This window comes from Aristaeella lactis (assembly GCF_018118585.1).
Classification (GTDB): Bacteria; Bacillota; Clostridia; order Christensenellales; family Aristaeellaceae; genus Aristaeella; species Aristaeella lactis.
Genome location: NZ_CP069421.1, coordinates 959,281 through 971,420 on the forward strand (window position 1 = coordinate 959,281; position 12,140 = coordinate 971,420).

General features: G+C 53.6%; 13 protein-coding genes. 11 read left to right on the plus strand and 2 right to left on the minus strand.

The window, feature by feature from the left end:
- Nucleotides 1-24: 24 nt before the first annotated feature.
- Nucleotides 25-1,020 carry an NAD(P)H-dependent glycerol-3-phosphate dehydrogenase gene (locus JYE50_RS04615; protein WP_084094702.1) on the minus strand — a complete coding sequence of 332 codons (996 nt, stop codon included), beginning with the start codon at nucleotides 1,018-1,020 and terminating at the stop codon, nucleotides 25-27.
- Between the two features lie 3 nt (nucleotides 1,021-1,023).
- Nucleotides 1,024-1,497 (minus strand): YwiB family protein, encoded by a 474-nt coding sequence (locus JYE50_RS04620; protein ID WP_179138213.1) that lies wholly within the window; start codon nucleotides 1,495-1,497, stop codon nucleotides 1,024-1,026.
- 141 nt (nucleotides 1,498-1,638) lie between these two features.
- On the opposite strand from JYE50_RS04620, the gene ispE reads away from it, so the two are divergent.
- From ispE to rpsU, 11 genes are all read left to right on the plus strand, one after another.
- Complete coding sequence (gene ispE, locus JYE50_RS04625; protein ID WP_179138214.1) at nucleotides 1,639-2,505, plus strand: 4-(cytidine 5'-diphospho)-2-C-methyl-D-erythritol kinase; 867 nt, start codon at nucleotides 1,639-1,641, stop codon at nucleotides 2,503-2,505.
- 5 nt (nucleotides 2,506-2,510) lie between these two features.
- Complete coding sequence (locus tag JYE50_RS04630) at nucleotides 2,511-3,263, plus strand: tRNA 2-thiocytidine biosynthesis TtcA family protein (RefSeq protein ID WP_084094704.1); 753 nt, start codon at nucleotides 2,511-2,513, stop codon at nucleotides 3,261-3,263.
- A gap of 83 nt (nucleotides 3,264-3,346) precedes the next feature.
- Complete coding sequence (locus JYE50_RS04635) at nucleotides 3,347-4,222, plus strand: 5-bromo-4-chloroindolyl phosphate hydrolysis family protein (RefSeq protein WP_179138215.1); 876 nt, start codon at nucleotides 3,347-3,349, stop codon at nucleotides 4,220-4,222.
- A gap of 35 nt (nucleotides 4,223-4,257) precedes the next feature.
- Complete coding sequence (locus JYE50_RS04640) at nucleotides 4,258-5,415, plus strand: toxic anion resistance protein (RefSeq protein WP_084094706.1); 1,158 nt, start codon at nucleotides 4,258-4,260, stop codon at nucleotides 5,413-5,415.
- Between the two features lie 80 nt (nucleotides 5,416-5,495).
- Nucleotides 5,496-6,926, plus strand: a complete 1,431-nt coding sequence (gene coaE / locus JYE50_RS04645; RefSeq protein WP_084094707.1) for a dephospho-CoA kinase — start codon at nucleotides 5,496-5,498, stop codon at nucleotides 6,924-6,926.
- Nucleotides 6,850-8,427 carry an ABC transporter substrate-binding protein gene (locus JYE50_RS04650; protein WP_084094708.1) on the plus strand — a complete coding sequence of 526 codons (1,578 nt, stop codon included), beginning with the start codon at nucleotides 6,850-6,852 and terminating at the stop codon, nucleotides 8,425-8,427. The genes coaE and JYE50_RS04650 overlap by 77 nt, the downstream gene beginning before the upstream one ends.
- A 24-nt stretch (nucleotides 8,428-8,451) precedes the next feature.
- Nucleotides 8,452-9,390 carry a 50S ribosomal protein L11 methyltransferase gene (gene prmA, locus JYE50_RS04655; protein ID WP_084094709.1) on the plus strand — a complete coding sequence of 313 codons (939 nt, stop codon included), beginning with the start codon at nucleotides 8,452-8,454 and terminating at the stop codon, nucleotides 9,388-9,390.
- Nucleotides 9,391-9,392: 2 nt separating this feature from the next.
- Nucleotides 9,393-10,127: a 16S rRNA (uracil(1498)-N(3))-methyltransferase gene (locus tag JYE50_RS04660; RefSeq protein ID WP_179138216.1), complete on the plus strand. Its 735-nt coding sequence runs from the start codon at nucleotides 9,393-9,395 to the stop codon at nucleotides 10,125-10,127.
- A 2-nt stretch (nucleotides 10,128-10,129) separates the two neighbouring features.
- Complete coding sequence (gene mtaB / locus JYE50_RS04665) at nucleotides 10,130-11,434, plus strand: tRNA (N(6)-L-threonylcarbamoyladenosine(37)-C(2))-methylthiotransferase MtaB (protein ID WP_084094711.1); 1,305 nt, start codon at nucleotides 10,130-10,132, stop codon at nucleotides 11,432-11,434.
- Between the two features lie 17 nt (nucleotides 11,435-11,451).
- Nucleotides 11,452-11,793 carry a histidine triad nucleotide-binding protein gene (locus JYE50_RS04670; RefSeq protein ID WP_084094712.1) on the plus strand — a complete coding sequence of 114 codons (342 nt, stop codon included), beginning with the start codon at nucleotides 11,452-11,454 and terminating at the stop codon, nucleotides 11,791-11,793.
- A 117-nt stretch (nucleotides 11,794-11,910) separates the two neighbouring features.
- Nucleotides 11,911-12,084, plus strand: coding sequence for a 30S ribosomal protein S21 (gene rpsU, locus JYE50_RS04675; RefSeq protein WP_084094713.1), 174 nt, complete (start codon nucleotides 11,911-11,913; stop codon nucleotides 12,082-12,084).
- The last annotated feature ends 56 nt before the right edge of the window (nucleotides 12,085-12,140 follow it).

Consider the following 12,140-nt stretch of genomic DNA (forward strand, 5'->3'; position numbering starts at 1 on the left):
AGGCGTCTGTTCCTGTCTGTTGTTTTATTCCATTTTCAGGCTTCTGTTCATGAGTTCAGTGACAACATCCGAGGGTTTCGCGTGTTCGGTGATGATGGAGCGGACCGCGTTGATGATCGGCATATCCATGCCAAACTGTTCACAGAGTGACACAGCCGCCGGCAGCGCATTCATGCCTTCCACAACCATCCCTACTTCTTTGGCTGCCTCTTCCGCAGTCCTGCCCTGGCCGATCAGGTAACCGGCCTTATTGTTCCGGGAATGGAGGCTGGTCGCGGTAACAATCAGGTCGCCGATCCCGGCCAGTCCGAAAAAGGTTTTCTCCCGGCATCCCATCGCCAGGCCAAGCCTGCGGATCTCTTCCATTCCCCTTGTGATCATGGCGGCACAGGTATTATCGCCGTAACCCAGTCCCCTGGCGATCCCGACAGCAATGGCTTCAACGTTCTTCAGTGCTCCGCAGATCTGAACCCCTTTGATATCGGGATTCACATAGGGCCGGATGCAGGTTCCGTCAAAAAGCTGCTGCACTTTTTTCGCGGCCTCCAGATCCTCGCAGGCGCATACAATCAGCGTGGGAAGGTCTTTGGCCACTTCTTCCGCGTGGGTCGGTCCGCTGATGGCTGTCACCGTGTTGTTCTTTCCGGCCCGGGACAGTTCATCGCCGATCACTTCCGTCAGGGTCATCAGCGTATCTTTTTCAATTCCCTTTGCGGCGCTGATGATAATGGCTTTTTCGTCAATATACGGTGCAAAATCATGGGCTGTTTCCCGTGTATAAACAGAGGGCACAGCCATCAGGATATAATCCGCGCCTGCGGCTGCTTCCGCGATATCCGAAGTAAAAAAGATGCTGTCCGGGATCACGCAGCCGGGAAGATTCGGATGCTTTCTTTCCGCGGACAGGCTTTCCGTTTCTTTTGGAAACCGGCTCCAGATCCGTACTTCATGTCCGTTCAGCGCCAGTATCCTGCCCAGGGCTGTTCCCCAGGTTCCGGCGCCCGCAACCGTGATAATCATTTGTTACTGTCCTTTCTCCGGCTCGGCATGCTGTTTGCCGGCTTTGTATTCCAGGTGCAGCTCATTGGTGGAGGTATAGTTTCCCTGGATGTTCAGCTGGTATTTCAGGTGGATGTTCCCTTCCGTTTTGCCGAATTTGCAGGCCGCTTCTTTTGTAAAAACCGCCATATCCATCTCGCCGTAAGGCGTATGGTATACGCCTTCAAACCGCTGTCCTTTGGCAAATACCATGGTGTTGGAAAAATCCCCTTTCCGTTCCATGGTGATCTTGCCGTTCCGGAGGGACAGGGAGATATCGGAAGTCAGGATCTCCCCCGTTTCCTCATCCTGCTGTGATTCAGCGTAGTCCAGCTGTGCTTCGTCTTTATTTGTATAGGAAAGATTACCGACCGTCATGAACTGGATCGGATAATCCGGCATTTGCTCATACCTTGCGATTGCCAGCAGGTTGATAAATACAGGTGTATTATGCTTCACCTTGCCATGTCTCCTTTCTGGTGATACAGTAAGTGTACATCCTATTCCTGTGCTTGGCAAGCGAAAGGATTTACCCGGCTGTGACCGGTTCCCGTTTTTGCGCTGCCGGGCCTGTAATGCATGGATAACACGGAGGGCAAGATGTTTCTCGAAGCATACGCGAAGATCAACTGGTCGCTGGATATCACCGGTGTGCGTGAGGACGGCTATCATTATATGGATATGCTGATGCAGCCCGTTTCGCTTGCCGATGAGATCACCCTTGAGCCGGCGTCTTCCCTTTCCATATCCACCGGAGGCTGGCCGCCTTCCCGTGCGGATGAGTCCAACCTGGCCTACCGGGCTGCCCTTGCGCTGAAAAACGCTTCCGGTTATCCCGGCGGTGTCAGTATCCATGTGCAGAAACGGATCCCCATCGGCGCCGGAATGGGCGGCGGCAGCGCTGACGCTGCCGGTGTGCTTTACGGGCTGAACCGCTTGTGGAACACCGGTCTCACCAATGAGGAACTGGAAAATCTTGGCCTTACCCTTGGAGCTGATGTTCCTTTCTGCCTGCGCGGAGGCCTGACCAGGACTACCGGTATCGGTGAATCTCTGCAAAGCTGTGATTATCAGTATAACTACTGGCTGATCGTCATCCAGCCCTGTCCGGGGCTCAGTACTGCCCGCGTCTTCAGCCTCTGGAAACAGGATTCCTGTGGTCATCCCGACACCGATAAAGCCCTGCATGCCCTGGAAACAGGCAGCCTGGATCTGTTATGCTCCAGTATCGGCAATGTGCTTCAGCCTGTTTCTGAAACCCTGCGTCCCGAGATCGCGAAATGTTGTTCTGATCTGAAAACCGAGGGGGCACAGACCGCCCTTATGACCGGAAGCGGCAGCGCGGTTTTCGGTGTGTTCCGTTCCGCCCGGGATGCCCGGAAAGCCTTCGAAAAGCTCTCTTCCCGTTATAAAACGGTTTTCCTCTGTCACACCCAGCATGACAGTATACGAATCCTTGAGGAATAATTACGATGAAAAAAACGCTTGGCTGCCTTCGGAAGGCGGATCATGATTTCGGGCTCATTGAGCCTGGTGACAGGATCGCTGTCGGTGTTTCCGGCGGCAAGGATTCCCTGCTTCTGCTCCATGCCATGAGCCTTTACAGGAAGTTTTCCCATAAGGACTTTTCCGTTTCGGCTATCACTGTAACTTTGGGACTGGAACCCTTTGACCTCTCCGGTGTCCGTAGTTTGTGTGACGAGCTGGAGATTCCTTTTATCGTGAAGGAAACAGAGATCGGGAAGATCATTTTTGATTACAGGAAGGAAAAGAATCCCTGCGCGCTCTGCGCCAAAATGCGCAGGGCCGTTCTGGCCAATACCTGTGTGGAAAACGGGTTTACCAAGCTGGCCCTCGGCCATCACCGGGAAGATGCTGTGGAGACCCTCCTGATGTCCCTGTTCTATGAAGGACGTTTCCACACCTTCCACCCGAAAACAACCATGAGCCGGACCGGTATCACCGTCATCCGTCCCCTGGTTTACCTTCCGGAAAGCCATGTAAAACATATGGCAAAAGTACTTGATCTTCCGGTTGTCAAATCCCCCTGTCCTGCTGACGGCAATACCCGCCGGGCGGAGATGAAGGAACTGATGCGCAGGCTCAGGCAGATTTATCCTGACGCGAACGAGCGCTTCCTCCATGCCCTGCAGCAGGATCATTATGACCTCTGGCAGAAGGAGGAAACCCCGCTTTCTGCTGGTGATCCGGGCACGAATTCTTAGCGTTTTTTAATCGGTTTTTTCTTTCTTTTACATTTTTCATGTGATATAATATCTTGTGATATATAAGCAAGGAGTCCGGAAACGTGAGCAAGAAGAACCCTAACAGCAACAAGAAATCCGGCGGGGCCGGATTTATCATTACACTGCTCATTCTCTCTTCACTCAGTGGTTTTTCCTTTGGCGGGATCATCGCCGGCGTTCTGCTCGGCCTCGGCATCGGAAAGATCACCAGCATTATGGGCAGCGGTCTTGACACCACAACCCATAACCGCCGGGATCGTGAACGCCAGATCCGTGAGGATGAAGCCGCCCGCCGCCAGGCAGAGGAAAACAAAAAACGCCTTGCCGCCGAAGCGGAAGCCAGGAAGCGCGCTGAAGAAAGCAAAATCCCTCTCACCGGTGACAAGATCGCCGATCAGGTGATCACCACCGGCATTAACATGCTCGACACCATCCGCAAGGAGAATGCCGCCATTCCCGACCAGGAGCTTTCCGAGCAGATGGACAACCTGGCCCTTCGTTGTGAGCAGATTTTCCGTACCGTGTCCGAAACGCCTTCCAAAGCGCCCCAGGTCCGGAAGTTTATGAACTACTATCTGCCCACAACGCTGAAAATGCTGGCCAACTACCGCACCATGCAGCAGCGCGGTGTCTCCTACGGTGAGATGAAGGAAGCCCGTGAAACAACCGTCCACGGCATGAACCTCATCCTGACCGCCTGTCAGAAACAGATTGACAACCTCCACCGTGACAATATGCTCGATATCTCCACGGATATCGACGTCCTGGAGCAGATGCTCAAACGTGACGGCTTTATGGAAAATGAGATTGTTGAATCCGCCCGTACCGCCGCCGAAGCGCAGATGCGTTATTCTTCCGCTCCCGTGATGAACTTCCCTGTAGAATCAGAGTCTTCCGATATTCCTTCCGCGTCCGGAAATGCCATACAGTCCGAATAACAAGTACTGCCTGATTATTGAAGGAGGAAAAAACCATGTCCGAATCCAATCCCATGCCTCAGCTTTCCCTCGCGCCCAGCGCTCCTGTCCCGGAAGTGACCGAATCTTCTGCCGAAAGCATTCAGCAGACTGTCGCCCCCGAAGAGCAGGCTCCCGGCCTGGATGAAAGCCAGCTGACTGATGCCGAAAAGAAAGCTATTGAAGATTTCATCAGCAAGGTGGATGTTACCAATCCCGATCATGTGCTGCTCTTTGGTGCCGATGCCCAGAAGCGAATCGCCGATTTCTCCCAGACCGCCCTGGATGCCGTCAAGACCCAGGAAACCGGCGCTGTCGGCAATATGCTGGTCAATCTGGTTGCCGAGCTGAAAGGCTTCAAGAGAGATACAGAAGAACCGAAAGGCCTTGGTAAGCTGTTCAGCAAGGCGGAGGACAAAATCACCCGCATGCAGGCCCGGTACAATAAAGTATCCGTCAATGTTGAAAACATCGCTTCCTCCCTGGAAGGCTATCAGGCCCAGCTGCTGAAGGATGTCGCCATGTTCGACCGTCTGTATGACCAGAACAGCGATTATTTCCACCAGCTGACCCTGTATATCATCGCCGGCGATAAAAAGCTCAAGCAGATCCGCGAGAACGAACTCAAGGAATTGATGGACAAGGCCGCGGCCAGCGGAGACGCCATGGACGCTCAGAAGGCCAATGACCTGGCCGCTCAGTGCGACCGTTTCGAAAAGAAACTCTACGATCTGAAGCTTACCCGCCAGGTAGCCATCCAGATGGCACCCCAGATCCGTCTTCTCCAGAACAATGACAGCCTCCTGGTGGAACGGATCCAGTCCACGCTGTCCAACACCCTTCCCCTCTGGAAGAGCCAGATGGTCCTCGCTCTCGGTATGCATCATTCCCAGGAAGCGCTCAAGGCCCAGACCGCTGTTACGGACATGACCAACGAGCTGCTCAAGCAGAACGCCCAGGCGCTGAAGATCGGCACCATCCAGACCGCCAAGGAAGCGGAGCGCGGCATCATCGATATTGAAACCCTGATCCAGACCAACCAGGACCTGATCGACACCATCAATGACGTGATGGAGATCCAGTCCCAGGGCCACGCGAAACGGATCGAGGCAGAAAAGACCCTCTACTCCATGGAAGCCGAGCTCAAGAAAAAGCTCCTTTCCACCAGGATCTGATCCGATTTCATTAACCGGCACGGCATGTTCCTGCATTGCCGTGCCGGTTTTCAATTCATTTACAGGAGGAACTGACCCGGATGCGAGTGATCGGTATCACCGGCAGCATAGCCTGCGGAAAAACCACCGTCAGCCGTGAGCTGATCCGTCAGGGTTTCCCCGTAATAGACGGTGACAAAATCGCCCGTGAACTGACTTCATCCCGCGGTCCTGCCGTGGAATCGATCCGTTCCGCTTTCGGGGACAGCTATATCAATCCCGACGGTTCCATGAACCGCCGCTTAATGGGACAGCTTGTGTTTTCTGATCCCGGCGCGCGTGAACGCCTGGATCAGGTGATGGCCCCTTTTCTTCATCATTCTGTCATGCAGAAAATTGAGGATGTCAGGGCATCCGGTTCTCCGCTGTGTTTTCTTGACATGCCCCTTCTCTATGAAAAAGGATATGACCGTTACTGCGACACGGTATGGTGTGTATGGCTTCCGGAAGAGATGCAGCTACAGCGCCTGATGAAGCGTGACGGCTTCACGCGCGGCGAGGCTCTTTCCCGCATGCGTGCTGTAATGTCTTCAGACCGGAAAGCGGATCTGGCCCAGGTTGTCATTGACAATTCCGGTTCTGTTGAGGATACGCTCAGCCGTGTTTCCGAACTGCTGGAAACAGAAATGAACCGCACCCGCACCACCGCAAGGCGCAGGAGGACTTCCGCGGAAAACATCGCGCCGGTTAATGCCGCCGCGGTTCGCAGGCCTGATCCGGTCCCTTCCCGTCTTTCTGTTCCGGATCTTTCCGGCGGTGTGGAACGTCCGGATTCTTTCAGGCGCAAACCCGCCGAAAGAAAAGCTTCCTGGGTGCTTCCCCGCTGGCTTACAGCCGCGCTGATCGCTTTGGCTGCTGTGCTGTTGGTTTCCTTTACATCCCAGCTGCTGATGAACTCGTATTTGGTCCGCCAGAAGGAAAAACACATTGAGGAACAGCAGGCCATCGACCGGAAATACCCGATCATGTATAAGGATTCGATCCTTGCTTCCGCTTCAGAGTTCAATGTGTCTCCGTCCCTCATCGCGGCAGTGATCATGAACGAAAGCTCCTTCCGTCCGGAGGTTGAATCCGGCGTCGGTGCCCGCGGTCTCATGCAGCTGATGCCCGATACGGCGGAATGGATCGCGCACAAGCTGAAGATTGATCATTATTCTTTTGAATCAATGAAAAAGCCCGAAACGAATATCCGTTTCGGAAGCTGGTACCTGAATTATCTTGGTTCCTTATTCAACAATGACCCGCTCTGCGTCATATGCGCTTATCACGCGGGTCAGGGGGAAATCAACGGCTGGCTTGCCAATCCGCTTTACAGCCAGGATGGCAGAACCCTGGAATATGACAGGCTTCCGGAAGGCCCCACCAAACTATACGCAGGGAGAGTGATAAGAGATTATGGTATATACAAAGCGAAGTATTTCACGGAAACTGATCCTGTGGATCCTGGCAGTGCTGCTTCTGCTGCCCCTTGACGGAATCCGCGCTGAAAGTATAGGTTCCAGTGTCAATATCGGGATCCAGAGCACCAAAACCATAACCATCCGTCCCTTTGAACCGCTGGAAAGGGATATCATCACAATTTACAATGAGGTTTATGAAAGCCTGATCACAATCGATGACAATTATACTCCCCAGGGATACCTGGCCGAAAGCTGGGAGGAAAGCAACAGCGGAAAGTACTGGACCTTTACCCTTAGACCGGACATTCATTTCTCCGACGGTACGCCTGTTACGGCTTATGACGTTGTTGCTTCCGCCAATTATATCCTGGACAAGGCCAATGACGAAAACATCACCGATCACGGTTTCTACAGCAACCTTGCCTATTTTGTGAAAAACATTACCGCCAAGGACGACCGTACTGTTGTGGTGCGTACAAAACGTCCCTATTACGGCATTCTTTATGAAATGACCTTCCCTGTTGTGCCGGAGTCCCAGGTTGCCTCTGACAATCCAATGGGAAGCGGTCCCTATGTCATTACCGATTTCAACCTCGACAGTAAAACGATTTATCTGAACGCCAATGAAAACTGGTGGAAAGGCAAGCCCGCCATCAGGGAGCTGGTTGTCACGCTGTATGAAACCAAGCAGGATGTCATCACGGGATATGAATACGGACAGGATGATATCATTTTTACCCGTGCCACAGCCGGATCCCAGTATAAAACCGGTGCCAAAACCATCAGTACGTCCTATCGCACCAATCAGCTGGAATGCCTGTATATGAACAATGCTTCTTCTGAACTTACGCTGAATGCCCGGAGAGCCATCCGGTACGCGATAGACCGGACGAAGATCATCAACAGCATCTATTCCGGTCTGGCCGTCCAGACCAATTTCCCCTTCTATCCCGGCACCTGGCTGTATAATGACAGCCTTGACTCCCAGTACTCCATGAACCTGGATGAAGCAAGGCGGCTTCTTGCGGAGGACGGTTGGGAGGACTACGACGAGAATCATTTTCTCGACCGTCTGGACAGCGAAGGCAAGCAGCAGAACCTTCACCTGCGCTTCTATGTCTATGAGGAACCTGATAACGATGTAAGGCTTGAAACCGCCAATATGATCGCTGACCAGCTTGCCCTGATCGGTATCGAATGCAAGGTCGAAGCCATGACCATGGCCAACATGAAGGAAAAGCTCCGCGCCGGTTCTTTCGACCTGGCTCTTGTTGCTTTTTCCATGGATGTCTGTCCTGATCCCGGTTTCATGCTGATGCGCGGCAATACCGGTAACTATAATCGTTATAAGAGCAGCCGCATGACGGAGCTTTGCGAGCAGTACCGTTCCCAGACAAGCCAGGAAGGTTTCCGTGAGAAGGCCATGGAGATCCAGGCCCTCTTTACGGAGGACTGTCCCTTCCTGTGCCTGTATTTCAGGTCCGGCAGTGTTATTTCCCGCTATCTGTACACAACCCGCAGGGATATCCATGAATATGAACTACTGCGCGGTATTGAAACCTATACACCGTGATACGTCTGGAAGGAGAATGCAGAAATGGAATGGATCGAACTGATCATTCATACCACAACAGCCGGTTCAGAACCGGTTTCGGATATCCTGATGGAATCCGGCGCTTCCGGAACAATGATTGAGGATAAGGCGGATATACCGGATCCTTCCAAGCCTCACGGCATCTGGGAGATTATTGATCCGAAGCTCCTGGAAACCATGCCGGAGGACGTTCTTGTCCATGCCTGGTTTGAGAACAACGCGCAGCTTCCTTCCCTGGTGGAAAAGATCAGGAACCGGCTGGCGGAACTTTCCTTCGCCAAGGATGAAATGGGGTCCCTTCTCCTGGATACGGTTTCCGTCAATGATGAAGCCTGGAAGGATACCTGGAAGAAGTATTACAAACCCTTCTATGCCGGTAAGCATCTTCTGATCAAACCCACCTGGGAGCCTTTTGATCCCAGGCCCGATGACCTGGTCATTGAAATTGATCCGGGCATGGCCTTCGGCAGCGGAACCCATGAAACCACCGGTATGTGTCTTTCCTTGCTGGAGGAGATTATCAAAGGCGGAGAAGAGATCATCGATGTGGGTACCGGCAGCGGAATCCTTGCCATCGGTGCCGCCCTTCTCGGTGCCGGTCATGTCCTGGCCATCGATATCGATCCGGACGCTGTAAAGGTTGCCGCCGAAAACGTACAGCACAATCACGTAGACCATCTTGTTTCCGTTCAGCAGGGCAACCTGCTGGATCGGGTTTCCGATGTCTGCGATATCTGCGTGGCCAATATCATTTCGGATGTCATCATTTCCTTCGCTGCCCCGCTCATGAGCCATATCCGTCCCGGCGGCCTTTTCCTCTGCAGCGGAATCGTCAGCGTAAGGGCAGATGAAGTCGCTCAGGCCCTGAAGGATGCCGGTTACGAGATCCTTTGCCGGGAAACCAAAGGCGAATGGACTGCTTTCCTTTCCAGGAGGAACTGATCATGCACAGGTTTTACACGGATCCTGCCCGCTCTTCCGGAGATCTCGTTTTCCTTGCGGAGGAAGACGCGCGCCATGCCCTGTCCGTACTGCGCCTGAAAGCCGGGCAGGCTGTTGAGGTTTTCCTGGAAGGACAACGTTATGATGCGGAAATTACATCTGCGGACCGCGACGGCGTCTGTGTGAAACTGCTTTCCCAACTCCCATCCACAGAAGCGGCCCTGTCCGTCACCCTTTACCAGGGCCTGCCTAAATCTGACAAAATGGATTTCATCGTCCAGAAGGCCGTGGAACTGGGTGTCACACGGATCGTTCCCGTCATCATGAGCCGCTGCGTTGTGAAGCTGAATCCGAAGGACGCGTCCCACAAGCTGGAACGATGGCGTAAGATCGCCCGGGAAGCCGGCAAACAGTGCGGCCGCTGCATTACCCCTGAGATCACCGAACCCTGTACGCTTTCTTCCCTTCCTTCCCTTCCTGCTTTCCCGGATGTCAATATCGTTCCCTGGGAAGAGAGTGAAGGACACGGTCCCCTGGCTTTCAGCAGATCCCATCCCGGCCTGTCCTCACTGGGTATCCTGATCGGGCCGGAGGGCGGGATTGACCGGGATGAAATCGCTGTCCTGAATCAGTCCGGTTTTATCCCTGTCACGCTGGGCAAAAGAATCCTGCGTACGGAAACAGCCGGCCTGGCTGCAGTCGCGTCTTTGATGGCGCTTTATGGAGAAATGGAATAAACATGAAAACGATCGCCGCCCACACCCTTGGATGTAAAGTCAATCAGTATGATACGGAAGCTATGCTGGAACTGTTCCGGCACAGCGGATATAGTATTGTGCCCATGGATGGTGACGCGGATGTTTACCTGGTGAATACCTGTACGGTAACCGGTACAGGAGATAAAAAATCCCTGCAGCTGATCCGTCGTATCCGCAGGGAGCATCCTGCCGCCGGGCTGATCGTCTGCGGATGCATGGCCCAGCAGCGCGGTGAGGATCTTCTTTCCCTCGGAGCTGACCTGGTCCTGGGAACCCAGCGCCGGAATGAAGTGGTTAAACTGTATGATCAGGTGTCCCGTTCCTGTCATCCCCTTTGTGCCGTGGAGCCGCTGAAAAAGGGCCAGCCCTTCGAAAACCTGACCATCACGGAACAGATGGAACACACCCGGGCTGTACTGAAGATCCAGGAAGGCTGCGATAATCACTGTTCCTACTGTATTATCCCGTCCGTCCGCGGACCCATCCGTTCCCGGACCCTGGATGATATACAGGCGGAAGTGAATCGCCTGGCTGAGGCGGGATACCGGGAGATCGTGCTGACCGGCATCCATCTCTGCTCCTACGGGCGAGACCTGGATCCTTCCTTTACCCTGCTGGATGTCATCAGGCTGATCCAGGAAACAGACGGGATCCTGAGGATCAGGCTCGGTTCCCTGGAACCCGTCATCGCTACGCCTGAATTTGCTTCCGAGTTGAAAAAGGCGGATAAGATCTGTCCCCAGTTCCACCTGGCCCTCCAGGCGGGATGTGACACCGTCCTGGCAAGGATGAGACGCCGCTATAATACAACCCAGTACCTGCGCGGCGTGGAAAATCTCCGCCGTGAGTTTCCGCACGCAGCCTTTACCACCGATATCCTGACCGGATTCCCCGGTGAAACGGAAGAAGAGTTTGCGGAAACCAAAGCATTCATTGAGAAGATAGGCTTTGCCCGTATCCATGTTTTTCCCTATTCTTCCCGTCCCGGAACCCCTGCCGCGGATATGCCCGGTCAGCTGTCTTCTGCGGAAAAGGAAAAACGGGCACGGGAGCTGATTGCCCTCGGCGGACGGGTCGCGAAAGATTACCTTTCCTCTTGGATCGGCCTGGAAACAGACCTTCTGCCTGAGGAGATGGTTGACGGATGCTGGGAAGGCTACACGCCCGAATACATCCGTGTGCGCCTGGAACACGGGGACTGCCGGTCCGGTGTGCCCGTTCGTGTCAGGCTTCTGAACGCTGGTTCCCGCGTCATGTGCGGTGAGCTGATAAAAGAATCTGAATGAAAAGGATGAGGTACGTTATGGAAAATTGTCTCTTCTGCAAAATCATCAGCGGTGAGATTCCCTCTCAGAAAGTCTATGAGAATGAATATGTCTATGCGTTCCGTGATATCAATCCGCAGGCGCCTGTCCACGTCCTGGTGATTCCGAAGAAGCATGTAAGCTCCCTGGATGATACCGCCGGATCCACGGATACCGAACTGGCGGAATGCCTGCGTGCCATTCGCGTTATTGCCGCTCATGAAAACCTGGCCGGCGGATACCGCGTCGTTTCCAACTGCGGCGACGATGCCTGCCAGTCTGTCCATCACCTGCATTTCCATATTCTCGGCGGCCGGAAGATGGCGGAACAGATGGCCTGAGAAACGTTTTCCGGAAAAAAAGTTGACTATACCGGTTAATGGCTGTATAATAATATACGGTTTTCGGTTTTCTTTAATACCGCAGGCCATTGTATTGAGCGAGGGGAGGGATAACAAGTGTCCGAGGTTCGTATCCGCGAAAATGAGTCCCTGGAAAGTGCGCTCAAACGGTTTAAGCGGCAGTGCGCCCGCAGCGGCGTTCTCCAGGAAGTGCGTAAACGCGAGCATTATGAAAAGCCCAGCGTTAAGCGTAAGAAAAAAGCTGAAGCCGCCCGTAAGCGCAAATGGTGATGTAGCAAAACTCCCTTCTCTTCGGAGAAGGGTTTTTTTGTTGCCTTTTTTTGCTT

Bases quoted from the DNA above. Each gene is read 5' to 3' on its own strand.
- mtaB (WP_084094711.1), top strand. From the start codon at position 10,130: ATGAAAACGATCGCCGCCCACACCCTTGGATGTAAAGTCAATCAGTAT.
- coaE (WP_084094707.1), top strand. From the start codon at position 5,496: ATGCGAGTGATCGGTATCACCGGCAGCATAGCCTGCGGAAAAACCACC.
- JYE50_RS04650 (WP_084094708.1), top strand. From the start codon at position 6,850: ATGGTATATACAAAGCGAAGTATTTCACGGAAACTGATCCTGTGGATC.
- JYE50_RS04660 (WP_179138216.1), top strand. From the start codon at position 9,393: ATGCACAGGTTTTACACGGATCCTGCCCGCTCTTCCGGAGATCTCGTT.
- JYE50_RS04630 (WP_084094704.1), top strand. From the start codon at position 2,511: ATGAAAAAAACGCTTGGCTGCCTTCGGAAGGCGGATCATGATTTCGGG.
- JYE50_RS04615 (WP_084094702.1), bottom strand. From the start codon at position 1,020: ATGATTATCACGGTTGCGGGCGCCGGAACCTGGGGAACAGCCCTGGGC.
- ispE (WP_179138214.1), top strand. From the start codon at position 1,639: ATGTTTCTCGAAGCATACGCGAAGATCAACTGGTCGCTGGATATCACC.
- prmA (WP_084094709.1), top strand. From the start codon at position 8,452: ATGGAATGGATCGAACTGATCATTCATACCACAACAGCCGGTTCAGAA.
- JYE50_RS04670 (WP_084094712.1), top strand. From the start codon at position 11,452: ATGGAAAATTGTCTCTTCTGCAAAATCATCAGCGGTGAGATTCCCTCT.
- JYE50_RS04640 (WP_084094706.1), top strand. From the start codon at position 4,258: ATGTCCGAATCCAATCCCATGCCTCAGCTTTCCCTCGCGCCCAGCGCT.